Below are 25,542 nucleotides of genomic sequence, written 5' to 3'. Positions count from 1 at the left end.
ATCGGGCGGCTTAGAAAACCGATTGATTTTGTGGTGAGCGATTGCCTTTTTTTGTAGCCATGGCTTCAGCTACCGGCACTCAGGCGATGGTGCCTGCCGCATGCGCGATCCCGCGTTCCAGCCCGCGCAGTTCGGCAAGACCACGCATCCGGCCAAGCAGCGAATAGCCCGGGTTCGTCGTACGGTTCAGATCGTCCAGCATCTGATGCCCGTGATCGGGGCGCATCGGGATGCTGCGCTTCTCGCGCACAGACAGGCGGTGGATCGCCGCAACCACGGCCGACATTCCCGCATCCCCGCCCAGATGCTCGGCCTCGTGAAAGGCGCCGTCCGCCTGCCGCTGCACCGATCGCAGGTGCAGGAAGCCGATGCGGCTGCCCAGCCGGTCGACCATGCCCGGCAGATCGTTGTCGGCGCGCACGCCGAACGATCCGGTACACATGCACAGGCCGTTCGATGCATTGGGGACGCGGGCGAACAGGTCCGTCACGTCCACCTCCGTGCTGACGACCCGTGGCAGGCCGAAGATCGAGAATGGCGGGTCGTCGGGATGGACGACCAGTTGCACGCCAAGTTCGTCCGCCAGCGGGCATACCGCTTCCAGGAAGGCGACGTGGTTGTCGCGCAGACGTGCCGCATCGATGTCCGCATAGGTGCCGATCGCCTCCAGGAACTGGGCCGAGGTGAACCCCTCCTCGCTCCCCGGCAATCCTGCAATGATCGTGCGCTCCAGCCTGTGGCGCGCGGCGCTGTCCATGGCGGCATACCGTGCCTCGGCCGCTGCCTGCGTCGCCGCGTCATAGCTGTCGGCCGCATCCGGGCGCTGCAGGATGAAGATGTCGTAGGCCGCGACGGCGATCGCCTCGAACCGCAGCGCGCGTGCACCGTCCGGCAGTTCCCAGCCAAGATCGGTCCGCGTCCAGTCCAGCAGCGGCATGAAGTTGTACGTCACCACTTCGATGCCGCATTGCGCCAGATTCGTCAGGCTCTGGCGGTAACGATCGATCAGTTGCTCCCAGTCCGGGGAACGGGTCTTCAGCCCCTCATGCACCGGCAGGCTTTCGACCACGCGCCAGTCCAGGCCGGCGGCCGCGATCTCCGCCTTGCGGGCAGCGATCGCATCTCGCGTCCACACTTCACCATTGGGCACCTCGTGCAGTGCGGTGACGATGCCGGTCGCCCCCGCCTGCCTGATCTCGTGAAGGCGGACCGGATCCTGGGGCCCGAACCACCGCATCGTCTGCGTCATCAACATGTCTTCAGCCTCGTGAATTGCGCCTTGCCCGATCATTGCGTGATCTCGATCCCTGAAACGATCGCATCGCCCCGGACCGGCACGAATGCCAATTCCAGTACTCCGTTCGTCACCCCAACCGGCACGCTGCGGGTAATCGCCTTGAGCGGACCGCCTGCCACATCTGCCACATCCAGTGCGGCGATGACGCGCGCGCCGTTAGCGGTCACGTCGAACTGTCGCTCTCCGGCGCCCGACGATGGTTCAACGAAGGTCAGGTCGACGGTGTACCGTCCGTTCGGCAGCGGCACCTTGTAGGCAAATTGCCCTTCGCGATACGTCTCCACGACGGCGCCTTCGCTGGTGCCGGTTACGACCTTCATCTCCGGCCGGGGGCCATAACCCGAATAGGCGTTGACCTCGCCAGGCTTGCCGCCTTCGAAGAAGTCGTCCGAACCGTAGCGCTTGCCGGTGACCTCCGGCGCGACGAGCGCGCCGCTGTCGATCCGGATCGCGCGCACCGCATCCGGCGCCAGCTGCCATTCGACCGTGTCCTCCTGCGCGCCGTCTGGGAACAGGCCACGTGCAACGATCCGGTTGGTCCCGGCCGCCAGCGTCACCTTCGGCCAGACGCAGATCATCTGCGGGCATCCGGACATCGCGCCCACGACGCGGCCGTTGACGCTCAGTTCCGTAGTCGGCGCGTTCGAATAGACGCGGACATCAGCAGCGGGATAGGCGCGATCGGTGTAGCGCCGTCCGTTGATGTGCACCGTCGGCGCGCTGTTCCAGTTGGCCTTGTAGAAGTAGTAGGCATCCTTGCGGATCTGCCGGTCATACGTCACCAGGCCCTTGGTGTTGATGTCGATCGCGTCGCCTTCCCGCCGGACCGTGGTGGCGAAGTCGAACGAGTTCCACAGCCACGTCGCCCAAAGATAAGGCTTGGATGCCAGCGTCTCCCAGGCGCGTTCATGGATGTAGCTCTCGTACTCTTCGGGCTGGTTGCGGCCACGCTGGTCCACCCGTCCGCCCAGCGGATTGTCCGTGTGGATCGTGGTGGCGCCACCTGCGCCATATTCGGTGACCGAGAGCGGCTGGTCGGGCCGCAATGCATGCATCTGGTCAAGATGCCCCGACAGGTCCCCGGGCTCGCCATAGTACCACCCGAAATAGCGGTTGGCGCCGCCGAGGTCCGCAGCGACCGCAGTGGTCGGTACCTCGGCCGTCACGCCCAGCCGCCCCTCGCAACACGTCGCCAGGGACGTTGCCCGCGACGGGTCCTCCGCCTTGGCCAGTTCGTTCAGGTTGCGTAGCAGCGGGAGCGGATCGGGCGCCGGCATGTCCTTGGCGGTGGAGATGAAGGCGGGGATCGACTTGCCGAAATCGACCTCGTTGGCGATGCCCCAGGTGAATACCGATGGATGGTTCGCGTTCTGCAGGATCAGTTCGCGCAATTGCTGGCGCGCATTCGCGAGCAGTTCGGGTGTGGCGACGGCATCTGTTCCCAGCGTCCACCGCGACACGAGCGGGATCTCGTCCCACAGGATCATGCCATGGCGGTCGGCCAGATCGTGGATGACCTGACCGTGCTGATAATGCGTCAGGCGGATGGTGTTGACGCCCATCTCGCGCATGATCTCGAAATCCTGCTCGATGTCGGCGGGCGTGACGGCCCAGCCCTTGCCTTCACGGTCCTGATGGTAGCCGACGCCGTGCAGCCGCAGCGGTTTGCCGTTGAGGAGGAAACCGGAGACGGGATCGGCCTGCATCGTCCGGATGCCGAACGGCTGCGCGACCCTGTCGAGCACCTCTCCCGATGTCGACGCTACTTCGACGACCAGCTGATGCAGGTAGGGATCGGCCATGCCGTCCCACAGATGCGCGTCTTCCACCGCCAGTGTCTGCGTGACTTCGCCCGCGCCATCGGCCGGCAGCCTGATCCGTTGCTGTGCGGTGGCAACGGTCCGGCCGCCCGCATCGACGAGACGCGCAACGACGTTGGCGTTCCGGGCCCGTGATCCATCGTTACGGGCGCGCACGCGAACGTCGACCTGCGCAGTGCCGCCGGTGACTTCGCGTGTCGTGGCCAGGATGCCGCTGCCACCGGCATCGAGCATGTCGACATGGACGGCAGAGGTGCCGATCAGGCTGACCGGGCGGTACAGCCCGCCATGCACGAAGAAGTCGCCCGCCAGCGGCAGGATGTCGGCGGTCGATGTTCCGACCTCGGGCTGCGTGTTGTCGACCTTTACCAGCAGTGTGTTAGGCTGCCCCGGCCGCAACGCGGCTGTCGCATCAAGGCGGAACCGGGAGAAGCCACCGCGATGCTCGCCTAGTCGCTGACCATTTAGCCAGACCTCCGCAGTGCGGCTCGCCGCATCGAACTGCAGCCACGCATGCCGATTCTCGAACGTCGAGTCTGGCGTGAACGTCAGACGATACCAGCCAGTCCCTTGGTACTTGTCGACACTTTCCTCCCGGTTGATGTGGCTTTCTGGATCGGGAAGGTAGTAGCCGACTTGGTTCCAGGTGTGTGGCACGGCCACCTGTTGCCATTGAAGGGTTGTGGCGGCGTCCGGCACACCCTCTTCACGGCTGAACTCCCAGCCATCAGCCAGCGGTACAACCTGACGATCCGCCTGTGCGCTCGCAGGTGTCGCCAGCAGCGCCGCCAACAAGATGGCTCCTAACCGTACCTTCATCCAAGATCTCCTTTCCTCCGCCCTAACCGGGAGAGATTGGCCTTACCAGCTGTAAAATAGGTTAGGAAAAAATGCGCCAAGTACCTAGCCGCCATAGAACCCATGATCAGCCTAGCTCTATGGAAGGGGTAAATACTTCGCTATCAGTTTTCTCGATAGCTTGGCTGTAAACTTCACCTTGCCATCTTATGTTCTGAGCGCTCTTTGTCATTCTGACGATAATCATTGAGCATTAGGCCACGCTGCTGGTGACACGGCGAAGAGGTAACTCCGCTACATTGTGCGATTACTCGTTTATTGCTTCCCTAAGTCGAAAGTTGTTGGCCGGGACGAAACGCCCTGATTAGGGTGGGCGTATATGGCTCTTTTCGCGATTTCGGTCAGCAGATGGCGGCAGTGCGGACGCGAATGGCCATGTTTGAACTGTCGTGTGTTATTGGCGGGCCGGCAGATGCGGGCCGCTCACAACGCAAGCGAAGCGAGAACGGGCCAGCTTGCCAAGCGCGGTTGCGGCGAAATGCAGAAAGGCAGAACCGCGCGGGCCCTGCCTTCCTGTTGCCGCGTCCTCGGGACGAGAAGCTCGATCAGGCCGGGGCCTTGCTGCGCCATCCTTCGGCATAGTTGTCACGGGCAACCTCCGAATAGGGGGGCGCAGGCCTTGATCATCATGGCAACAAAGTGAACGGATCGAGCGTGGCTACCACGCGCGACTACCCGCCCGTCACCTCGATGAGAACTTCGGGGGGAAGCTGCCGCACAAACCGAGATGAACGAGCGGCCGGATTGCGGACGCGAGAAGGGTGCTGTGAATATACCGAATGGTGTCGCCGCCGCCGCGAAGCTGCCGGGCAGCTCGCGCCCCGTTGTGGACATACGTGGCGTGATGCATCCTGTCCCGATTAACGAGCAGCAAAGCCCCTCTCAGCAGCAGCTTAGGCGTAATGCCGTCGAGACACGGACCATCGTATCGGGAGTCTATGGCGCCCGTTCTTACGTAGCGATCTCTGCGCTTGTTACGCTCCCGATCATGGCAGTTGCAGATGAAGGAGATTACATCATCGCCGTACTAGCAATACTGTATGCAGCTCTATTTGTCTACGGTCGCCATATTCGTCGATCAGCCGATAAGGATCAGCAAGCCGATCTCTTGGACTCTGGATTGCCCTCTATTCCGTTCTTCTTGCCTATGGCTTTGCGGCGATCGCCATCACGTTCTTGTTCGGAGCCGACGGTTGGCAGTATGTTCGATAACCACCCCACGAATTCTGGCAACCGATCAGCCGCACCAAAAGCGGTAGCCCAGTCACTTGAACGAATGGCGGTTATCGGGAAGCGACGAAGCTTCGCTCAGTGGCCACTTTGGGGTCGCACTATCAAGAAGCGGTCTTGCCGGTCATGCCACATAGCGGACGCAAGGCGGGGTTCAACAAAACATCGTCACATCTTCGAGCGGATTGTCCAAGGCGAGAAGTCGCCGAGTCATGTGCCGTACCTAGCTGCCGGTCAGCAGCACGATTGGAACACGCAACACCGTGCGCAGGTCGGTTGCATCTTCGGTCGCACCAAGCTCCACCGACCAGTTGAGGCTCGCGCGGTCGCTCACGCGATAGGTCACGCCGAACAAGAGTCGGCCGATCTGCAGGTCGCGCGAAGTCGTCTCGCGCATGTCCGACCATTCGGGTGTCGGCTCCATCAGGGAGGTGCGGGTGAGCGTACCAAAGGCCCAGCTATGCGCGTATCCCAGGTTGAGCGTGGTCCGCTGGTTGAACGAGATCCCGATTCCGGCCGAGGCCGAGATTGCGTCGCCGGGATCGACATAGGTGATGTTGACCGGCGGAATACGCGTGTTCACGTTCTTGCCCAGATTGAACGTGTAGCCCAGCGTGCCGAACAGGACGACCGGATCGGTCGGCAGTATGGCCGTGAAACTGGGGGAGATGCCGTAGAAACCGGCGCCGGTCGATGCCCGCAGCGACCGCCCGAACTCGTCACGCGGGATGGCGAACGGATCGGTTCCGGTCGGGAACACGCCTTGCACGTTGCCGATGATGTACGGCCGCCCGTTGCGCCCATCCAGCAGCTGGTACCGCGCGGTCAGTTCCAGGTCGCCGATATTCGCGCCCTTGACCGAACTGTCGATGGTCGCGGCCATGTCATTGTTCGTGCTGCCGGCAACGGGCGCGACGATCGACGTGTCGGAGCGGTAGACGAAGGGCAGGCGCGCGCCGATCTCCAGCCGGTCGGTGAGGCCGTAGCGTAGGGCAGTGGAGGCCGTCAGCACGTCCTGCCGATTCTCGTTGATGTCGAACACGCCGACCAGAACGGCTTCGACCAGCTCAATACCGCGAAAGACGGCGCGGCTGCGGTCGGCCCGGGCGTAGTCGGCCTGGATCTCGCCCGTGAGCTGCCCCCTTCGGGTGACCACGCTGCCCTGGCTGTCCAGCACCGCAAGCTCGATGGAGCGGTCGAAATCCTCCGGCGCCTGGCCCACCCGTTCCAGCGGGATGGGCGCCTGTTGGATTCCCGCCGGATCGCCGGGCGCACCCGGCGCGCCGCCCTGCGCGGCTACGACCGGCGGGGCCGGTGTGGGGCCGGTGATGGTGGGCTGGCCTTCCATGCGGCTGCGCAGCTCCGCCAGTTCGGCAGCCTGGCGGTCGAGCTGCTGCTGCTGCTGCTCCAGCCGCTCGATTGCGCCGAGCAATTGCTGGCGCAGTTCCGCATCGGCCGCAACATCCTGTGCATGCGCCGGAACCGTCATCGTCAACGCGGCCAGGCAAGCCCCGGTCAGTACCCTGTAACGCATCAACTCTCCTGTCTTCTGACGCCTACATCCGAGATCCGAGCGCATCGAGCGCGACCCCCTCGACCCGCAGCATGGCCGAACCGAGCACGTCCGGCCCGGCATTGCGCAGGTCGATCGACAAGGTGGTCTGCGTGTCGATCGTGGCATCGTTGCGGGCGTTGGCAATGGCCGATCCGAACGCATTGCCGACCAGATGCGAGATAGTGAGATCGGGCGCCACAAGGTCGACCGAGCGCACCGCCGTCTCGCCGGTCTGCGACACGGTGCCGGCATCGGTCCGCACGGGACGCGTTGGATCGATCGCCTGCAGGCCCTGGAGCGGCGCGGAGGATGCGGCGGTGCCCTTGCCGAACTGCACTGGGATCGCGCTATTGGCGCCTGTGACCTGCAAGCCGTGCTGCCGATCATAGGTCACGACCGGGGCGGCGCCGCCCACCGTCGCTGTTCCGGCGCCAGCGACCGGCGCAGCGACGGTGCGGCCATCCTCCGGCGTCAGCACCGTTACCGTGGGGGCGCCGTCCACGATCGAGAACACCGTCTGCAGCACCACATTGCCATTGACCGCCGTCTGCGTGTTGACGGTGAGCGCCAGGTCGATGCCACTGGGCAGCCGCACACCGCCCCGCTGCTCCGCCAGCACGGCATCGGGCAGTTCGGGCAGCGTGAAGGTCGGCGCCGCGGCGATGGCCGCCTGGCTCAGCAGAAGCGCGACGATCATGAGATGTCTCCGTAGAATGGGGCCGTTAGCATCAGCGCCTGCTGGCTGACCGGGTCGGAGAAGCGGCCGCCCATCGGCGCACGCGCAAAGGCGCTCCATTGAGTGTTCTGGTTAAAGCGGGTCCGGGCCAGCGGCTGGTCGCTCGCAAGTACGAAGTAAATGCCGTTCCAGGCGCGTGCGAAATCCGTGCGCGACATCACCGTGATGCCGAGCGAGGGATCGCCAAGCAGCACCTCCTGCTCCCGCACCCCTTTCACGACAACGAAGTGCCGGTAATTCTTGACCGCGATCAGGGCGATGCCGGGGATGGCCGTGTCGGCGATCTGGTCCAGTGTCACCTGATAGCCGTCGGCATCGATACCGCGCGAGGCCAGCCATCTTTTCATGTCCAGCAGGGAGAAGCCGACCCGCCGGATCTGCTCACGGTCGCCGCGCGCCCACATGCCGCGAAACGCACGCTCCTCCTCCACGTCGAAATCGTAGTGATAGCGCAGCAGTGTCGCCAGCGCGGCCGAACCGCAGCTGAAATCGAAGCGCTGCCGGATCACGCCCGTGAAGCGCTGCGTCTCCACGGACGTCACCGGCAGCACGAAGTCGCCTACCGGTGATCCGGAGACGACAAAGCGCGATCGATCGCGGACTTCGCTGGCGCAGCCGGCCAGGGCCAGCAACGGCAGGATCATGATTGCGGCACCGCGGATCATGGGCCCTGCTGGATCGAGACGTTGACGTTCATCGCCGCATTCATCGCGACATTGTTGCCGGTGTTAACGCTCAGAATCGACAGGCCGGACATGTTCTGGAAGGCATTGCCATCGATCCGAGCCTCGCCGGTGGTGACATTGTCGCCGACCGTGTTGCGCGACACGCCGGCGACCTGCTCGGCACGCGAAACCTGGCCTACATCCTCCCGCCCGGCGACCTGTCCCAAGCTGCTGTCGGCCAGCCGTTCCGATGCGAAGGGCGGAGCCGCGGCGGAGGTTGCGACATCCGGAAGCGTCGGTGCAGCTTCGCGCGCGGCGCCTGTCAATGGCGTTGCCGCCGTCAGGATCAACGCGCACAGGCCGATTGTCAGAGGCTGTTGCATGAACACTCTCCCGTGAGAAAAAGGCCGGCGCAGCATTGCCGCGCCGGCCAGGCAAGTATCAGAAGGTCACGTCACCAACCGAAGCGGCCACGCTGACACTCGCGCTCTGCGATGCGCCGACGCCGGTGTTCTGGTTCAGCGCCTGCATGCCGGCGAAGTTCTGGAACGAGCCGCCGGTGTTCGACAGCGAGTTGTCCGTCCCCGCGCCGGTGTCACGCGAGCCTTCGAAGGTCACGCTGACGCCAGTGACGTAGCTGGACAGCGTCGCCGAGGCGACCAGCGCGCCATCGCCAAACATGTTGCTGTTGCTCGCACCACCATTGCTGCTGCTGGCCGAGCTGGCGGACATCACCGAGTTGTCCTGGTTGTAGCTGTCGGCCACCCGTACCGAATTGTCGGAATTGTCATTCTGGGAGTCGGCGAGGTTCGTCGAATTGTCCGAATTGTCGTTCTGCGAGTCGGCCAGGCTCACCGAATTATCGGAGTTGTCGTTCTGGGAGTCGGCGAGGTTCGTCGAATTGTCCGAATTGTCATTCTGCGAGTCGGCGAGGTTCGTTGACCTGTCCGAATTGTCGTTCTGGGAATCGGCGAGGTTCGTCGAACGGTCCGAGTTGTCGTTCTGCGAGTCAGCCAGGCTGACCGAGTTATCGGAATTATCGCTGTTGTCGCTGTTGTCGTTGTACGAATCCGCGACGGCAGTGGAGCGGTCGGAATTGTCGCTATTATCCGAATTGTCGTTGTTCGAATCCGCCCAGCTCATGGAATTGTCGCTGTTGTCGGTCACCGTGCTGCCACCATTGGCGGCGAAGCGGCCGCCATTGGCTGCGCTATCGGTCGAGTTGTCGTTGTTGCTGTCGTTGGTGGAGGAGTTGTTGGCGCTGTCCGTCAGGGCGACGTCGATCGTCTGCGTGGAATTGTCACTGTTGTCCGTCACCGTGCTGCCGCCATTGGCCGCCACCAGCCCGCCGGTCGCCGAGGTGGAACTGTCATTGCCGGAGTCTGCGACCGTCGAATTGTCATCGTTCGAGTCGGTCATTGTGGTCGAGTAATCATTGCCCTGGTTGGAAGCATCACTTGTCGAATAGTCGTTACCTTGATTGGAGGCATCGCTGGTCGAGTAGTCGTTACCCTGGTTGGACGCGTCGCTCGTCGAGTAGTCGTTGCCCTGGTTCGAAGCGTCGGTCGTTGTGGTCGAAGAGTCGTTACCCTGATTGGAGGCGTCGCTGGTCGAGTAGTCGTTACCCTGGTTGGACGCGTCGCTCGTCGAGTAGTCGTTGCCCTGGTTCGAAGCGTCGGTCGTTGTGGTCGAAGAGTCGTTGCCCTGATTGGAGGCGTCGCTCGTCGTGGTCGAAGAGTCATTGCCCTGGTTCGAAGCATCGCTGGTCGAGTAGTCGTTACCCTGATTGGACGCATCGCTCGTCGAGTAATCGTTGCCTTGGTTCGAGGCATCGCTGGTCGAGTAGTCATTGCCCTGGTTGGATGCGTCACTCATCGAGGACGAGCCATTGTTCGCGGCACTGCCACCGGCATTGCTGTCGCCGTTGGCGTCCTGCGCCATTGCGGGAAGGGCGAATAGCAGCGCTGCGGCGGAGCAGGTGGAAAGCAGATGCAGTTTCATCTCGGATCTCCCATCGGTTTGTCGCCCCGCTTGCCCCTTGTTGAACAGGTGCAGGACGGCGCCACTTTTCGGCACAGCCGTAATAATTAACCAAGTCTTACCCGGAACATGCCCCGCAAACCAGCGGCCTTTACACCCCTCATTTGGGGGTAACGCTGTTTCAGCTTATTAAAATACCTGTACTTTGCCGACGCCCGTCACACGAACAGCGCTCTTTACCATCAAGGATACAAGCTCCGCCTGACGGTTCGTTTCGGTCTTCAGAAAGATCTGCTTCAGACACGATCGCGCCGTCTGCTCGCGCACACCCAACGACACGGCAGCCTCCGCCAGCGAGTCGCCGGCAGCCAGACGACAGGTCAGGCGCGTCTCGCTGGTTGAAAGACCGTAATATCTGCACGCAGGCTCCACCAGGACCGTGAGGTCCTGCTCCGGGTCGAACAGATAGGCGACAACCACCTCGGCCCGGATCTCGTCCTCAGCCGTGAATGCGGGCATGATGGTCGCCATCAGCGGACGACGCTTAGCACGCCGCATCGCCACTATGGGGCGAGCCTGTCCGGCATCCGGCGACCCCAGCACATGCTCTATCGCCGCCTGCACGCGCAGCGTGTCCGACAGCGTGGATCCGCACAGCTTGCCGCCGCGCACGGCAATGCCGTCCTTGCTTCTCAGCATCGCTTCGCAAGCACTGTTGGCAAAGATGACCCCGCCCCGACGATCAAGGATCAGCGTGGCGACATCACAATGGTCGATCGCCGCAGCCAGGCCGGCATGATGCGCGGAACTGGCGCGGGTGACGGCCCACAATTCCAGGAACGGGCGCAGGAACGACTCCAAGCGCAGCAAGGTCTGGGTGCTGGCGCGTCGCGCTGCTTCATTGGCACGGAGGAACATGCCGGTCACCGTCACTATGCCTTCCGACAACGGGATGGCGAGCGTCATCAGGCAACCGCGCGGACAGGCGCCCTCCCGAACCCGGGACCCTGTGGCAGGAAACTCGGCCAGCTTGATGGCAAGGTCGCTCATGCCGACCCAATCGGATAGGTCGGCATGCTCGATCCCGGCGGCGAACAGCACCACCCCATCGCCCGGGGCGTTGTACCAGATGACCTGCAGACCATCCGCACCGAGTTCCGAACGCACGGCCGCCAGCATCCCCGCCATGCAGGACTCATCCTCCCGTTCGCACGGGGCCGATCGGTCGTCCGGTTGACGCATTCCGACGCGTTGCAGGCCAGAACCCGGGTTCATGCACGCTCTCTCCACGTGTCAGTTACGTTCGCGACAGGTATGTCGGATGCCTGACGCAAGGCATTCTTATCACGAACAGGTTCTGACCTGTCTCTAAATGAGACTTAGCGGAGCATGGATACGCTTGGAATCAAGTACTTGAATGATGCAGACCTGTTTTATCGGTCAAGACGGGAGCAAGTGTAGGGCACTGGTTCGGATGGCACCGACATAAGATAAAGCAGGTCGGGAGAGATGATTTGAGAGGTGATATTGGCTCGCCGCCGATCGAGAAGTTGCGGGCGCTATCGAGATTTCTGCCGTTCGGTCCGGTCGGGATGAAGGACATCGCGGTGCTGGAGGAGCTGGCCGGGCCGACCCGCACCCTGGCCAAGGGCGCGACGATCCGCGCCGTGGGCGAGCCTGTCAGCACGCTCGATCTGTTGGTGAAGGGGTGGGCTGCGAGCACCATCGTGCTGCAGGACGGCACACGACAGCTCGTTAGCGTGAACCTGCCGGGGGACGTTTTGGGCTTGCCCGCCTTGTCCCTGGCTGAGCCGATCGACGATGTCGTCGCGCTCGGTCCGGTGACGGTGCGTTCGATCCCGCTTTCCGGTGTGACCCGCCTGTTCGAGGAGCATCCGCGGCTCGCCGCCACCCTGTTCCTTATTGCTCAGGAAGAGCGGATGCTGGCCATGGAACGGATCGCGCTGATGGGACAGGCGCTCGCAAAGACGCGCCTCGCCGGCCTGTTCGTGCGCCTGAACGAACGCATGGGCCAGTTCGATGATGGCTGGGACAACGCGTTCGAACTGCCCCTGACGCAACGCGACATGGCCGACCTGATCGGCGTCACCACTGTCCACCTCAATAATGTTGTGCAGGATATGCGGAGAGACGGGATCATTCAGCTGACACGCAGCGAGTTGCGCATTCTTGATCTTGACCGGCTGCTCGCGCTGGCCGCCTTGTCGCCGTGGCGCCAGTCCACGCCAGGCTGGCTGCCTGCCTGATCCGGGTTCAGGATGGAAGGTCGGCCGAGCGCACGGATGAGGCAATCAGGCTCGCCCCCGTCGTTCCCCACCATACATCCATCTGCGTCTTGGAGGTCGCGCTGAAGGTCTGGAAGTCGGCGCCAGCCCGCTCATCGACCATTCGCCGGGACATTGCCGTTGTCGGATCCAGACCTCCCCTGCCATGGGAATGCGCCAGTACGTCGCGTGCAACGGGCAGCTCGGCATCGAAGGTGGCAACCCTGGAAGGGGTCGCGGGCAAATGTTCCTTGGCGAGATCTGCCTGCGGAAGCACAAGCGAGACAAAAACGGCAAGAGCAGAACCGGCGATCATCGCAGTCTCTCCTTTTTGGTTACAAGGAGAACCGCAATTTTCCTGCCAAGTTCCGGAAGCACATCACCAAAGCGATCGGAGCACTCTGCTCACGGTAATCAACAAGCCGCACCCATTGAGGATGCGCCCATTGCCATTGTCGTTCCGTATCATGCCGTTTCCTTTTACATCCGCGGTCCGGCTCTGAAGGTCGCCGTGCTGCTTGTTCCCGAAGAATGATCGCGAACTCGTGAATAATGGATGGCTGGCTTGGTGACGCGGCAAACTATCGTTCCGCGTCTAAAATGGGGTCTTTGACCGGCGGTCCTTTCAACTCTTAACGAATTGACATTCGTCAGGGAGCACGATCACTGCTCTTTGAGGCACGCTGCATTCCGCCATGAAGGTCTTCGGACACGCCGGTTTCGGTCTGGTCCACGCTCCGACGGATGAACTCGGAAACATCATCCAGCACCGGTGCGCGGCCGCGAAACGGTCGGGCGAGCGCGAGCAGGATGCCGACATGGCTCAGCTTGGGGTAAGCGCGTTGGTCTACGGGCACGCCGCCCGCGCGCAACCTCGCGGCCAGCGCCTCGCTGTTGCGAGGACGCACGACGGTATCGTCCGTGCCGTGGAGCAGCAGCGCCGGCGGATCGCCAGCGTCAGCCCAGGTCACCGGCTGCGTCTCTGCCGGGTCGGCCGCCTGGCCGAAGGCGGCACGGCTTGCGTCCACGTCGAAGGGCACGAAGTCGTAGGGGCCGGCGAGCCCGACGAACCCTTTTATCTCCGTTCGGGTTTGGTCCAGCCAGCGAGGATCCACCGCCAGCATCGCGGCAATGTAGGCACCTGCCGAATGTCCCATCAGCACGACCGACCTGCCGTTGCCGCAATAATCCTTGGCGTGTGCGGTTGCCCAACGCACAGCCGCCGCGCCGTCCTCGACGAAGGCTGGATATTGAACTTCGGGGACCAGTCGGTAATCCGGCACCACTGTCACAAAGCCTTGGGCGGCGAGGGCGCGCCCTACGAAGGCATATCCCGCGCGCGTCCCGCTGTTCCAGCTGCCGCCATAGAAGAACACCACTACCGGTCGTGGCTGGTCGCAACCACCGCGCGGGGCGTAGACGTCCAATCGCTCGCGCGGGCCGGAGCCGTAAGCGAGGTCCTTGGCAACAAGAACGCCGCCACGATCCTTGGGTACCAGGCGATTGAAGGTGGTCAGTGGCGAGCAGGCCGCGGTGAGCGACCCGAGCAGGGCGGCAAGGCCCAGGCGCACGATGAGGGGCGTCATGCACTCCTTGACCCGCTTCATCGCGTCGCCTGCAGGATAATCGCCGTAGCCTGTTTGACTGATCGTTCAATCACCAGATCGTCCAGAATTTGGCCGCCAGGCACGCTAGCTACTACCCACGTCGTGAATGAGGAGGAGGAGGGATTTTCGGTGCTGCGGGTAATCTGATGCATATGAAGCTCCGTCTTGGTCGCGCATTCAACAATCGAAGCGCTGCACGGGTGTCAGACGATCCACATCCCGCGATCCTGCCCGATCACGGTCTTGGCTATTCAACGCCTTCGATCTTGCTTCTAATCCAAGCGCTGGCTTAATCACCCTTCGGCCCGGCGTCTTGCAGGCCAGCGTCCAGTATCTCCATTACAGCTAAGGCTTCAGATGGCAGGACCGGGTTCTGACCTTGGCCGCGCACGGCCGAGACAAGGGCCGTCTAAAACAACCGATAGTCACTTCGTTCGTTGGCGATCTCACTGGCGACACCGTTTGCATCCGTGAACATGCCGGACACCGGATCGTGTCCCCAATCGCCCTGCGGCAACTTGCCGGCGACCGTCGCTGCCTCTTGCGGATCAGTGCCGTACTTGGCCCATTTGCCGCGCGTTCCGCGGACTGCAAACCGCAGGCCGTGTTCCGCCACGAGCTTGCTTGAGTGCAGAAGAACACGAATGCGGGGGTAGCGCAGCGTGACATGAAAACAGTGTGGAGCAGAAGCCCCTTCACGCAACGTCACAATGTCCGCGCTGATGCCGGCTGGCATGCCGAACAGTTGTAGTGCCTGGTCAACCAGGTCAGGCCCGAGGTCCTGCCATGATCCGGCTTCGCGGGACTCCTTCCACGTTGCGGCGGGCACTGGGCGCCAGCGATCGAAGTGGCTTTCGAACTGAACGATATCGCCTAGCGTGCCCTCCCGTAGCAGTCGCCGCAAGGTCAGGAAGTCGGCATCCCAGCGCCGGTTATGAAAGATGGTGAGAAGGCGCCCCTGAGCTTCAGCTTCAGTCGCGACTTTTTGGGCATCGGTCAGCGTTGTCGCGAACGGCTTGTCGATCAAAACGTGCTTTCCCGCGCGCAGTGCAGCCAAAGCATGCTCTGCGTGGAGGTCGTCAGGGCTGCTGATCACCACCAAACCGATGCCTGGCTCCGACAGCAGCGCGTCGATGCTGGGAACCACTAGGGTATCAGGCATATCCGCGGGAATTTTGGCCGCGTCGCGAGAGACCACTGCCTGCAGCGACATTCCCGCGGTCGAGCGGATGTACGGAGCGTGACAGGCTTGGCCGCCTAGCCCGTAGCCGATCAGTCCAACGCCGATGTCATCTGTTTGCGTCACTGCGTCACCATAGGTTGAGAGTTAGCGTGCATGCCATTCATGTACAGCGATCGGGCAACCACCTTCACCACCTTCGGCCGCGCTGGGCAGCTTTATGTGTTGGGTGAAAGCAATCGCGTCCAGTGGATCGGCGGCATACGAATGCTCTCCTAGGGCACGTTTTCAGCCGCGCCGGAGACGGTGCGGGTTGCGGCGCGGATGCTGGTGATAGCGCCGGCGCTACCGCCTCAACAGCAGATTGAGGGGCGGGTCGATACCGACACGCGGTAGAGCACCGGCCTGGCGCCGCTCCGCTAGGAGGGGACAATTCACGATCTGGCCAAGAGGCCGCGCCCGCGTAGTCGGTCCGCAAACGCTTTCAGCCGAGCCATAATGTAGCGCCTTAACGAATGTCCGGTTGTGAGGTGCGACCCAGCAGCGCTGAACGTCCGGAATGGGGTCCCTTGCGGCTTATCGCCGAGACGAAGGCGCCAGCCGGCTGCGATCAGCGTATCGGAAGCGGCCACCATTCTTTCTAGCGATAACCCTGATTCCTGCTAGAAAGGCTTTGCTGTCAGATCGCCTGTGTATAGAGTGTCACCATGAGCGATCTGCCAGCCATTCCGGACGCCGCACCGCTGCAGGGCAGCTTGCCCGAACTGGCGCCGAACGATCGCGAGCGGGTCGATCGTTATCTCGGCCGCGCCTCGGCCGACGCCACCTTGCGCGCCTACCGCTCCGACTGGCAGCTGTTCTGCGCCTGGTGCGACGAACACGGCTACCGCGCCTTGCCGGCGACACCGGCGATCACCGCCGCCTTCCTGACCCTGCTGGCGGAAACCGGCTATGCCCCGCGCGATGAAGATGACAATCGCCGGCCCGCCAGACCGCTCAGCCGCGCGACGATCGGCCGGCGCCTGGCCGCGATCACCTTCGCCCATCGCGCTGCCGGGCTGGAGCCCCCATCATCGCAGCCCGATACCGCGCGGCTGGAACGTACCATGCGCGCCATCCGCCGGGACAAGCGTGGGCAGCAGCCGGCCAAGAAGCGCCCTGCCGACGGCGACATCCTGCGCGACATGCTGCGCGCAATCGCCGGCCAGACCTTGCGCGCCCATCGCGACCGCGCGCTGCTGGCGATCGGCATGGCCGGTGCCTTCCGCCGCTCCGAGCTGGTCGGCATCAATGTGGCGCATGTGCAGGAGGATGCGCGCGGCCTGCTGGTGCGCATTCCTTCCAGCAAGACCGATCAGGACGGGCATGGGCAGACCGTTGCCATCCCGAACGGCAGCCGGCTGGAGCCGGTGCGCCATTATCGCGCCTGGCTGGCGGAAGCCGGGATCAGCGACGGACCGGTGTTCCGCAAGCTGACCCCCCAAGGTCGCCTGACCAGCGTCGCCATGAGCGCCCAGGGTGTGGCGGTGGTGGTAAAGGCGGCGGCGGTGGCGGCGGGCTACCCGCCCGAACTGTTCTCCGGCCATTCTCTGCGTGCCGGCTTCCTGACCGAAGCCGGTCGGCAGAACGCCAATCTGTTCAAGATGAAGGAACACAGCCGTCATGCCTCGCTGGAGATGGTGGCCGAATATGTCCGCGATCATGAACGCTTCCGGGAGCATGCGGGGGAGGGGTTCCTGTAAGCCCCTAGTCCCCTCAGGCGGCAGCGGCTCCCTTGGCGACACCCCGCACGGCAGCATAGATGTCGTGCGTCTTGAACCGTTCGCCGCTGCGCCGGATCCGGCCTTCATATTCCGGCTTCGGCGCGTAGATCTGCCCGTCATAGATCCGTGCAGCCGCCTGCGAGCGGGACAGGACAGTCACGTCACCGACATGTTCGCCATCTGACCAGATCGTGTAGAATCGGCCCTTCTCCTCCTCGAACCACTCTATTCCGTCCAGCGGGCGCATCGGCTGGCCGACCGGCCCCTCCGGCAGGTCAGCGCCATCGGCAGCGGGCGCAAGATCAGCCACGGACCGCTCTGCCTCCACCGGTGATGCGCTCACAGGATCGCCGCCCGCCCGTTCGGGCGTCAGCCGCGCCAGATGATCGTGCAGCCACTTGACCATTCGAGCGGTTTCCCGCCCGGGATCGGCGTACCAGTCGACCGACCAAACGCGGTAAATCCGCCAGCCCAGGTTCTGCAATTGCAGCTGCCGGATCCGGTCCCGGTCGCGCACGGTCTGACCCGAATGGTACGGGGCACCGTCGCACTCGATACCCGCCAGGAAGCCGATGGGGTAATCGGCATGCCTGATCCCCAGGTCGATCCGGAAGCCCTCGACCCCGACCTGCGGAATTACCTCGAACCCCGCATCGCGCAGCTGCTCCGCTACGAAGCTCTCGAACGGACTTTCCGCCTCGCCACCTGTCGCATCGTCCGCGGCGGCGGCGTTGTGGATGTAGGTCAGATAGGCATTGAACGCGCGCACCCCGCGGCTGGAGGTGGGCGTCACCTTCACGTCGTTCGGCCGCAGGGATGTGAACACGCGGGTCGACATCTTGGCCCGCGTCACCAGCACGTTCAGGCGGCGCCAGCCCACTTCGCGGTTCATCAGACCGAAGTTCTGCTTCACCACCCCGTTGCGGTCGGGGCCATAGACGGTGGAGATGAGGATCGTGTCGCGCTCGTCCCCCTGCACGTTCTCGAGGTTCTTGATGAAGAACTCGTCGATCGTGCCCTCATACTGGTCCACGAAGCGGCGAATGTCGGGCTGCTCCAGGATCAGCCGCTCGAACTCGGCCTCGATCAGTTGCGTCTGCTTGGCGTTCATCGCCGCGATGCCGATGGAATGCTGCGGATAGGCGCGCATCAGGCGGAACGCCTCCTCGATCACTGCCTGCGCCTCGCGCTGGTTGATCGACGCCTCGTACAGCGTATCCGCGTGCAGGGCAGGCACATAGGTGCAGCGCACGCCCAGCAGGTCATCATCCATGCCCATCGGACTGGGAAACACCACCAAATCGGAATCGTAGAATTCGCGATTGGAGAACTGGATCAGGCTTTCGTGCTGCGACCGGTAATGCCATTTCAGGCGCCGCTTGCGGCGGAACCGCTGGTTGGCGAGGTCCAGGATGGACTCGGTGTCGGGCGACACGCCGCTGTCCGGCGCGTCGTCTTCGGCAGCGGCCGCCGCCTGGAAATGGTCGCTGGGCGGCAGCTGGTTGGCATCACCCACCACCACCGCCTGGCCCGCCCGCAGCAGGGCGCTGACCGCGAATTCCGGCCGCATCTGCGATGCCTCGTCGATCACCAGCAGGTCGAAGGCCAGGCTGCCGGGCCGGATGAACTGCGCCGCGCTGGATGGCGACATCATCCATACCGGCTTCAGCACCTGCAGCGCCTCACCCGCCCGGTGCACCACATCACGCAGTGCCATGCTGGGCCGACGCAGACCGAGCTGGTAATCCAGCAACGCCTTGCCGGTGTAGCTGCTGGCTGCGCCATGATCCTTGCCCCACGGCGCCTCGTCCGCAAGCCTGCGGGCCAGGATTGCGTCGGCCTCCAGCCGGTGCAGCTCGACATCGATCTGCACGGAACTTTCGCGCGCCGCCGCCAGGTTCAGCCCGCCGGCGCGCGCCAGGGCCGCGCCGTCCTGCTTCAGCCAGCCCTGCAACAGCGCCACGACCAGCGCCAGTTCGTAGAGATCGGGCAGGTCCGTGGGTTCGACCTGCCCTGCCAGCGCGGCACGGCCAAGATCCTGCAGGCCGGTCGCATCCAGGTCCGCGCGGTAGCGGAACAGGTCGGCCGCGGCGCGCGCGCCCGCCTCATCCGTGGCCATAGCTTCCAGAAAGGCAGCAACCGTGTTCCATTGCGTCACACCGTCGGCCGCCCGGTCGATGCCAAGCTCCCGCGGCGCGACCCCGGCACTGTCCGTAAAGGTCGCGGCCGTATCGCGCCACCGGCGGACCGCAGCCATGTAGGGCGGAGCCGCTTGCACGGTGGCTTCCATCAGCGCCACCGGGGCGTCCGACGCGCGCAGGGCCGGCACAATGCCGAGCGGGTCGGCCGCAGCGCACAGTGCGTCCGCCTGCGCCAGCGCGCGCGATAGCGCATCCAGCGGCTGGTCGACCGGACCGGTCCACCCGAATGCCGGGTGATTGCGGATGGCGTCGAACTCCGCCGCAAGACCGTGCAGCGCCTGCAGCCGCTCGGGCAGGGTCTCGTTGTCTCGCAGCAGCAGGGCATCGTCCAGTGCACCGATGGCGCGCAATGCCCGGGCGAGCCGGTCCAGCCGTTCACGCTGCCGACCCAGATGGGCGGCCAGATCGCCCGCGCGGACGGCACCCAGCCCGGCCTCGGTACAAGTCCGGAAATAGGCGCCCGCCTCGTCCGCCAGATGCCGGACCCTCGCGCGCTGCTCGGGCGTGCCGGCCAGCCAGCGATCGAACAGTCTGGGCTGGCCCGCACCCGCAAGTGCCTGCCGGGAGCGGTCCAGCACATCGCGCATGCGCGTCAGCCCGGCAAAGTCGGACGCCGCGCCCTTCCACAGCACCTCCGGGAACAGCGCCTGTGCCCGGCTATCGGCGGCGAAGCTGTCGCCGGCCCGCCGGTTGCGCGCCACCTCGCGCAGCGTGCGCGCGGCCGCCTCGCGATCGGCACTGTCGCGCAGCAGGCGGGCGGCCCGCTTGCGCGCACGGCCGAACTCGCCGCCGAACAGTCGCGCGAAGACGCCGCTATCCTCCAGGATATCGGCCAGGCGGACCAGCTCCGTCGGTTCCTCTTCCGCGGCGCCGTCGTGCAGCTGCTGCTGCAAGGCGGCCTGTTCCTGCCGGATCGCTCCGGCGCGGGCGCTTTCCTCCTCGACGATCAATCCCGCAAGCGGTTCGGCCAGGGCAGTGGTCTGCAGCAACGGCGCGCGTTCGTCCTCCTCGCCAAGCGCCACCAGTGTGTCGCATATGGCGGCGCAGGTGGCGACGGACAGGTCGGGCGACAGGCGCATGCGGGTGGACAGCTGCGCGCGCTTCTCCCGGGTGGTTGCCTCCGCCTGGCAAGCGGACTGGCAGCTCGCGAGCTGTCCGAACACGTCGCCGGCGGTGGCCAGCCCGGGCGGCGACGTGGCACCGGTGGTGACGCCGAACTCGGTCAGCGCCGCTGCCAGTTCCACCAGACCGGTGCGATCGGTCCCGATCGGTTCGGCGACATCCTGCCGCAACCGGTGGTCCAGCTGGCGCCAGCGCCCCTGCCGGGCCAGCAGGGTCCGCGCGGTATCCGGGTCGCGCAGGACGGCCGCAATTACAGCTTCGTCCGTCTCGTCGAACCGCTCGAGCCGTGCCAGCTGTTCCAGCGCCGCTGCCGGATCGCCGTGCCACGTGGGCAGCACCAGCCCCTGCATGGCGGCCAGCGGCACCTGCTCCGTCGCCACTTCCCGCGCCGCCGCCGCCACCGCGCGCGCTGCTTCCAGCTGCGGGCGCTGGTCGAACACCGGCAATGCCGGCGCCGCGATCCACGCCGTGCGTTCGCTCCGTCCATCGTCGAGCGCTGCTACCGCCTGGGCGTAGACCTCCAGCCTGGACCGGGTGGTAGCGAGGACGGTCTGGTCGACAGTCTCCGGCGCGTCGATCGGTATCAGCCTGGCGAGACTGTGCCGGGCATGGTTGCGCAGCCGTTGGCCCAGCCCGATCTCTTGCCACAGGAGGTCATAAGCGGAACGTCCCAGCGCGCCGACCGCGGTGTCGAGCAGGTGGAGATAGTGCCGCAGCTGGTCCCGCCGGGCGGCCAGATCACGCCGCCGGATGCCCAGCTGCACGGCATTGTCCCGCACCCGCGCATCCAGCCGCTCGCGAAGCGCATCGTAGAACGTGTCGCGCTTCGCCGTATCGCCATGCAGTTCCAGCACCAGCGGGCCGAGCCCCGTCGCCTTCAGGCGGTCGGCAACGACCCGCAGCGCCGCCTGCTTCTCCGCCACGAACAGCACCGTCCTGCCTTCGCTCACCGCGCTGGCGATCATGTTCGTGATCGTCTCGGACTTGCCGGTGCCGGGCGGCCCTTCGACCGCAAGGTTGGCGCCTGCGCTGACCTCGATCAGCGCGCTGTGCTGTGACGCATCCGCCGGGCGCACGAGGGCCGGGGCCTTGTCGGCCCACTCCGCGGCATCGATGTCATACGGCTCGGACGGGGAAGGCGAGCCGTCCATCGGCGCCGCACCCAGCAGGCCGGGCAGCAGCGAGTGATCGGCAAAGGCATTCTCCTGCCAGCTGGCGGGATCCAGATCCTTCCACAGCACCATCTGCGGGAACGGCAGCACGCTCAGCGTGGCGAAGCGGCGCAGCTTCAGCCGCTGCCCTTCGGCAATCACCCCGGCCAGCCGCACGAAGAACGATTCCGGCGTCTCGCCCTCGCGCAAGGAGGGCATCTCCAGGCCCCAGTGCCGGCGCATCTTCTCCGCCAGCGCGATGTTTACCTGCAGCCCTTCTTCATGTGTGCGCAACGCATATTCGTACCGGCTGCGCACCACCTTGCGCTCCAGCTCCACCGCCAGCAGCAGCGCCGGAGCATGGTGCTGGGTGTCGCTGCTCTGCTCGTCGGGCCATTGCACGAAGCCCAGAGCCAGGAACAGCGTGTGCAGCCCGGTTTCGCGCGCGTGGGAGCGATAGCGTTCCCAGATCGACTTCAGCTGCTTGTCCAGCTGCTTGGCCGTCAGCAGCACGCGGGCGCGATCGTCCTGATGGTGGCTGGCCAGCGGCGCTTCGCTGTCCTTCAGGTCGTAGGACGTATCGAACCCATGCGCCCGTGCCAGCGCGGCCACGTCCAGCCCCTTGCCGTAATCCAGTGCCGGCAGGTTCAGCCGAGCGCGGATCCGGCCGCGCAACGCCCGCTCGGCCGCCTCCTGCGCCTCGGCATCGCCTTCCTCGTCCCCCAGCGGCTCGACGGCATTCAGATACACCTCGTCGATCAGCCGCGCCTTCTCCAGCGCGAAACCGAATTCTGGGGTCTGCTCGTCCGCCGGCACGGTGTCCTCACCGGGCAGCGGCTCGAAGCCCAGCCCCTGCTTCCCTTCGATCGCGGCGAACAGCAGGTCCGGCCGCTCGTCCACGATGCGCAGCATGGTAGCGGACCGGCCGCTATGTTTGAAGGAGATCAGCGGATTGCGTCGCGTGAGATCGATCAGCTTGGCCCGCAACGCCGCCACATCGTCATAGGTCTGTTCGCGCGCAGCTTCGTCGATCGGCTGATCCGGCAAGTTTTCTTCCTCTGTTCTAACTTCTGCGATCTGGCGGGTTGGCAGATCACGCCGGACCGCCTCACCGCTCGATGATGCCGAAGGCACTGCACTGGTCCGGATCTGCTTCAGGATACGCTGGTCGATGGCGGTGTCGATCCAGCCTTCTGCCCAGCCGATCGGCGGCAAACCGCGGCAATACTCGCTCCGGATATTTCCCGCCTGGTCGTGACGCAGCGCTGTCGCCAACGCCTCGCCGGTCATCCCCTCGCTTCCCGCCGCGTATACGATGCGCCAGATTGCGTCATGAACGTTCCTGCTTCGGCGTGCCTTGCCGGCAACCTGGAACATCGCATCGTGCCATTTCCACCCACGCTTCGTGGCAATGCCGAGCTGTACTGCCTCATCATGCACACGCGCATATTTGCCGGGGAACAGCACCTCGGTCTTGTCCGCCAAATCGATCGATGCCGGACTCGGTATTGCCTGCTCGGCCAGTGCACGTGCCTTGGGCGAGCGGCGGGTCTTCAGTTCCGCCAGGATCAGCGCGCATTGCGCCCTGTTGCCGGCATGCTCTTCCAGCATCTGCGCGAGTTCGTCGGCAGTCTTCTGCATCAGCGGCCGCTTCAACCCCGCGCCTCCCCCAAATCGTCCAGGAACTCGCTGCCGGGCACCACGCCGCTCACCAGCAACCGGTCACGCGCGCGGGTGCAGGCGACGTAGAGCAGGTGACGCTCAGTTTCATACGCAGCTTCCATCTCGGCGATGTCGCCGATGGCGGACAGTCGCGTAGGATCGGGCAGCACGTCCTCGTCACAGGCGATCACCGCCACGGCGCGGAACTCCAGCCCCTTGGCCCCGTGCATGGAGGTGATCACCACGCCGGCATCGTCGCGCGGGTCCAGCCCGGCCGCCTTCGCCGCCGCGCGCGCCCGGGCCAGCTGCCCGTCGCCGCGCACCAGCAGGCCGGTCTCCTCCGCCGCGATCCCGTCGGCGGCGCACCGTCGCAGCCAGCCGGCGATCGCCGCGCGCTCCTCCGTCTCGTCCGCCGCCAGTACGATTTCCGGCACGGGGCCATCGAAGACCGAGACGGTTCCACGCCGCCCTTCCTCCACCCCGTCCATATCGGTGATCGCCGGCGGCAGCAGCCGGTCCGCCACCACCCTGATCTGGTGGCTGGTGCGATAATTCACCTTGAGCGAATGGCTGCGCCCGCGCACGTCCAGCCCCAGCTTCGCCCAGCTGAACGGCAGGCGGAAGATCCGCTGGCCGATATCGCCGGCCAGGAACAGCGCATCGCTGCGCCCCTGCCCGGCCGCCGCCAGGAAGCGGACCTGCGCCACGGTCAGGTCCTGCGCCTCGTCCACCACCACATGATCGAAGGGCATCGCGCCGCCACCCTCCAGCCAGCGGGTCAGTGCGGCATAGATCATCGACCAGGTGACCAGCCGCCGCTCTGCCAGCCGCCGCAGCACGAAGGCGAACACGCCCCACGCCGCTTCCCGCTGCAACGGCCCGAGCCGCGTGCGTCGGCCGATCCGCGGGATGGTGGCATAGGCGTCCGCATCGGCCACGCCCCAGGCATCGACCAGCTCCTCCCACTCCTCGCACAGGAAGGCGGCCGACAGCGTTCCGCCCAGCCCGGCCTTCTTCGCCTCCTCGATCATCGCGCGGATCTGCGACGGCGTGGCCCGGTTCGGCTGCCCGTGCAGCGAGGTGTAGAGCTCCACCGCCGCGCCATCCAGCGGGCGTACAATGATCCGCTCGCGCAGAGCGGACTCGGCCTCGGTCAGGATCGCCAGCTTGCGCTCCAGCGCATCGGCCAGCGGCTTGCTGAAGGTGGTCAGCAGCACGCGCGCCATCGCGTCGCCCCGCGCTAGGCGCACGGCCCGGTGCAGCCCCACGATGGTCTTGCCGGTGCCGGCCGAACCGGTCACGCGGGTCGGCCCGGTCACCGCCCTCTCCACCAGCTCGCGCTGCGCCGGGTGCAGGAACACGGTCCAGGTGTCGAACGGCGCGTCCAGCGCGGCCTGCAGCTCTTCCAGATTGTCCAGCACGCGGAACCGGCGCTGCGCATCGGGATGCGCGAAGGGATCGGCGCCGGGCGCGATGGCCTGCGCGACATGATCCTCCAGCCGCCCGCCGGTGGCGAAATCGTACAGCGCCTCCGCCGCCTCGGCCGGCAGCCGCTCGAACAGCACGTCGAGCGCATCCTCCCCCATCTCGCGCACGACTTGCAACCAGTCGCGCGGCACGCCGACGTCCAGCAGCTGGTCGTCCGTCAGCGCCCAGAAGGGCTGCGGCACCGGCTTGGATGCGGCCGGCGCCCGGAATGCCGGAGCCGGCTGCGCGTCAACAACCGGCGTTTCCTCCACCCGCTCCACCAGCTGGACGATCTGCATCGCCCCGGTCCGCTCATGCCGCACGATCCGCCGCCGCTCCGCCCAGGCATAGGCGTCGTCATGGTGGTCGACCCAAGCGAGCGTAGTGGTGCCGCCATCCTTGTGCAGGATGATGCGGATATCCTGGCTGACCCGCGCCGACCAGAAGCCGGGCGCGCTGTCGATGCGGTGCATCTGCAGGCCGTTGCCGGCGGGGTCCAGCTGCAGGTCGAAGGCGGTCAGCTTCGCCTGCTTCTGCTCGGCACCGCTCAGCCGCGTCAGCGCATCGTTGAAGGTGGAGGCGAGGAGGAGGGTCATTCTACTCGGCCTTCACGTGAGGAGTGGCTGTACTTTGCTTTCTCGCAGCACGGGCGCCCTCTTCCTGTATTTCCGCCAGAAGCTTCCGCAACTTGATCAGCTTGGCCTCTGTATGACGGATTTCTGCTTCAACGTCGGCAAGTCGCTTACCAGCCTTAACAAGCCATTCCTGCCTTGTGAGCCCACGCTTTCTTGCCTCCTCCGCACTCGTGATAATAGACGAACTAGCTGCCAAGAGAGGCCGCGCTTTCCGCTTCTTCTTTTTCTCTGACCCTTCTTGCGCCAGATTCGGCTTACCCTTTCCTTTTGCGGTTGGCTTCGAGAACCAGGAGGAGCCCGGACCGATCATCGTCGAGCCCCCGTTGTA

General features: G+C 64.9%; 16 protein-coding genes. 2 read left to right on the top strand and 14 right to left on the bottom strand.

All coding sequences use genetic code 11. The features are described 5' to 3' along the window. Positions 1-79: 79 nt before the first annotated feature. From uxuA to PK98_RS15475, 8 genes are all read right to left on the bottom strand, one after another. Positions 80-1,249, bottom strand: coding sequence for a mannonate dehydratase (gene uxuA / locus PK98_RS15515; RefSeq protein WP_235425559.1), 1,170 nt, complete (start codon positions 1,247-1,249; stop codon positions 80-82). Between the two features lie 38 nt (positions 1,250-1,287). Further along, positions 1,288-3,909, bottom strand: a complete 2,622-nt coding sequence (locus tag PK98_RS15510) for a glycoside hydrolase family 2 TIM barrel-domain containing protein (RefSeq protein ID WP_235425558.1) — start codon at positions 3,907-3,909, stop codon at positions 1,288-1,290. Between the two features lie 1,519 nt (positions 3,910-5,428). After that, positions 5,429-6,739 (bottom strand): transporter, encoded by a 1,311-nt coding sequence (locus tag PK98_RS15505; protein ID WP_152608773.1) that lies wholly within the window; start codon positions 6,737-6,739, stop codon positions 5,429-5,431. A 22-nt stretch (positions 6,740-6,761) separates the two neighbouring features. Beyond that, on the bottom strand, positions 6,762-7,457 hold the full coding sequence (locus tag PK98_RS15500) for a hypothetical protein (protein ID WP_039097961.1): 696 nt from the start codon (positions 7,455-7,457) through the stop codon (positions 6,762-6,764). Further along, positions 7,454-8,161, bottom strand: coding sequence for a C39 family peptidase (locus PK98_RS15495; protein ID WP_081996323.1), 708 nt, complete (start codon positions 8,159-8,161; stop codon positions 7,454-7,456). Before PK98_RS15495 ends, PK98_RS15500 begins: the two co-directional genes overlap by 4 nt. Further along, positions 8,158-8,544 carry a hypothetical protein gene (locus tag PK98_RS15490; RefSeq protein WP_052208946.1) on the bottom strand — a complete coding sequence of 129 codons (387 nt, stop codon included), beginning with the start codon at positions 8,542-8,544 and terminating at the stop codon, positions 8,158-8,160. Before PK98_RS15490 ends, PK98_RS15495 begins: the two co-directional genes overlap by 4 nt. A 58-nt stretch (positions 8,545-8,602) precedes the next feature. Beyond that, on the bottom strand, positions 8,603-10,162 hold the full coding sequence (locus PK98_RS16160) for a beta strand repeat-containing protein (protein WP_152608772.1): 1,560 nt from the start codon (positions 10,160-10,162) through the stop codon (positions 8,603-8,605). A gap of 168 nt (positions 10,163-10,330) precedes the next feature. Continuing rightward, positions 10,331-11,329: a PAS domain-containing protein gene (locus PK98_RS15475; RefSeq protein WP_152608771.1), complete on the bottom strand. Its 999-nt coding sequence runs from the start codon at positions 11,327-11,329 to the stop codon at positions 10,331-10,333. A gap of 404 nt (positions 11,330-11,733) precedes the next feature. Between PK98_RS15475 and PK98_RS15470 the strand changes: the two genes are divergently transcribed. Next, positions 11,734-12,408: a Crp/Fnr family transcriptional regulator gene (locus PK98_RS15470; RefSeq protein WP_052208943.1), complete on the top strand. Its 675-nt coding sequence runs from the start codon at positions 11,734-11,736 to the stop codon at positions 12,406-12,408. 7 nt (positions 12,409-12,415) lie between these two features. Here the strand turns inward: PK98_RS15470 and PK98_RS15465 are convergent, their stop codons facing one another. The 3 genes from PK98_RS15465 to PK98_RS15455 all read right to left on the bottom strand — a co-directional run bounded on the left by PK98_RS15465 (position 12,416) and on the right by PK98_RS15455 (position 15,339). Next, positions 12,416-12,742 carry a hypothetical protein gene (locus PK98_RS15465; RefSeq protein ID WP_039097959.1) on the bottom strand — a complete coding sequence of 109 codons (327 nt, stop codon included), beginning with the start codon at positions 12,740-12,742 and terminating at the stop codon, positions 12,416-12,418. A gap of 334 nt (positions 12,743-13,076) precedes the next feature. After that, positions 13,077-14,033: an alpha/beta hydrolase gene (locus PK98_RS15460; protein ID WP_081996322.1), complete on the bottom strand. Its 957-nt coding sequence runs from the start codon at positions 14,031-14,033 to the stop codon at positions 13,077-13,079. A 409-nt stretch (positions 14,034-14,442) separates the two neighbouring features. Continuing rightward, positions 14,443-15,339 carry a Gfo/Idh/MocA family oxidoreductase gene (locus tag PK98_RS15455; protein WP_052208941.1) on the bottom strand — a complete coding sequence of 299 codons (897 nt, stop codon included), beginning with the start codon at positions 15,337-15,339 and terminating at the stop codon, positions 14,443-14,445. A gap of 581 nt (positions 15,340-15,920) precedes the next feature. On the opposite strand from PK98_RS15455, the gene PK98_RS15450 reads away from it, so the two are divergent. Continuing rightward, a complete protein-coding gene (locus PK98_RS15450) occupies positions 15,921-16,955 on the top strand; it encodes a tyrosine-type recombinase/integrase (RefSeq protein WP_052208939.1) in 1,035 nt (344 codons plus the stop codon). 13 nt (positions 16,956-16,968) lie between these two features. On the opposite strand, the gene PK98_RS15445 is transcribed toward PK98_RS15450, so the two are convergent. The 3 genes from PK98_RS15445 to PK98_RS16910 are packed head-to-tail and all read right to left on the bottom strand — an operon-like array spanning position 16,969 to position 25,524. Continuing rightward, on the bottom strand, positions 16,969-23,091 hold the full coding sequence (locus PK98_RS15445; RefSeq protein ID WP_152608770.1) for a DUF4011 domain-containing protein: 6,123 nt from the start codon (positions 23,089-23,091) through the stop codon (positions 16,969-16,971). An 11-nt stretch (positions 23,092-23,102) separates the two neighbouring features. Continuing rightward, positions 23,103-25,175 (bottom strand): 3'-5' exonuclease, encoded by a 2,073-nt coding sequence (locus PK98_RS15440; protein ID WP_039097957.1) that lies wholly within the window; start codon positions 25,173-25,175, stop codon positions 23,103-23,105. A 1-nt stretch (position 25,176) separates the two neighbouring features. Continuing rightward, positions 25,177-25,524, bottom strand: a complete 348-nt coding sequence (locus tag PK98_RS16910) for a hypothetical protein (protein WP_152608769.1) — start codon at positions 25,522-25,524, stop codon at positions 25,177-25,179. Positions 25,525-25,542 lie beyond the last annotated feature (18 nt).

This window comes from Croceibacterium mercuriale (genome assembly GCF_000802385.1).
Classification (GTDB): domain Bacteria; phylum Pseudomonadota; class Alphaproteobacteria; order Sphingomonadales; family Sphingomonadaceae; genus Croceibacterium; species Croceibacterium mercuriale.
This window is presented reverse-complemented; position numbering and strand designations above follow the sequence as displayed.

What these genes read in the sequence shown, in the direction of transcription:
- uxuA (WP_235425559.1), bottom strand. Translation starts at nt 1,249, where the DNA reads ATGACGCAGACGATGCGGTGGTTCGGGCCCCAGGATCCGGTCCGCCTT.
- PK98_RS15505 (WP_152608773.1), bottom strand. Translation starts at nt 6,739, where the DNA reads ATGCGTTACAGGGTACTGACCGGGGCTTGCCTGGCCGCGTTGACGATG.
- PK98_RS15500 (WP_039097961.1), bottom strand. Translation starts at nt 7,457, where the DNA reads ATGATCGTCGCGCTTCTGCTGAGCCAGGCGGCCATCGCCGCGGCGCCG.
- PK98_RS15495 (WP_081996323.1), bottom strand. Translation starts at nt 8,161, where the DNA reads ATGATCCGCGGTGCCGCAATCATGATCCTGCCGTTGCTGGCCCTGGCC.
- PK98_RS15490 (WP_052208946.1), bottom strand. Translation starts at nt 8,544, where the DNA reads ATGCAACAGCCTCTGACAATCGGCCTGTGCGCGTTGATCCTGACGGCG.
- PK98_RS16160 (WP_152608772.1), bottom strand. Translation starts at nt 10,162, where the DNA reads ATGAAACTGCATCTGCTTTCCACCTGCTCCGCCGCAGCGCTGCTATTC.
- PK98_RS15475 (WP_152608771.1), bottom strand. Translation starts at nt 11,329, where the DNA reads ATGGCGGGGATGCTGGCGGCCGTGCGTTCGGAACTCGGTGCGGATGGT.
- PK98_RS15470 (WP_052208943.1), top strand. Translation starts at nt 11,734, where the DNA reads ATGAAGGACATCGCGGTGCTGGAGGAGCTGGCCGGGCCGACCCGCACC.
- PK98_RS15465 (WP_039097959.1), bottom strand. Translation starts at nt 12,742, where the DNA reads ATGATCGCCGGTTCTGCTCTTGCCGTTTTTGTCTCGCTTGTGCTTCCG.
- PK98_RS15460 (WP_081996322.1), bottom strand. Translation starts at nt 14,033, where the DNA reads ATGAAGCGGGTCAAGGAGTGCATGACGCCCCTCATCGTGCGCCTGGGC.
- PK98_RS15450 (WP_052208939.1), top strand. Translation starts at nt 15,921, where the DNA reads ATGAGCGATCTGCCAGCCATTCCGGACGCCGCACCGCTGCAGGGCAGC.
- PK98_RS15445 (WP_152608770.1), bottom strand. Translation starts at nt 23,091, where the DNA reads ATGCAGAAGACTGCCGACGAACTCGCGCAGATGCTGGAAGAGCATGCC.
- PK98_RS15440 (WP_039097957.1), bottom strand. Translation starts at nt 25,175, where the DNA reads ATGACCCTCCTCCTCGCCTCCACCTTCAACGATGCGCTGACGCGGCTG.
- PK98_RS16910 (WP_152608769.1), bottom strand. Translation starts at nt 25,524, where the DNA reads ATGATCGGTCCGGGCTCCTCCTGGTTCTCGAAGCCAACCGCAAAAGGA.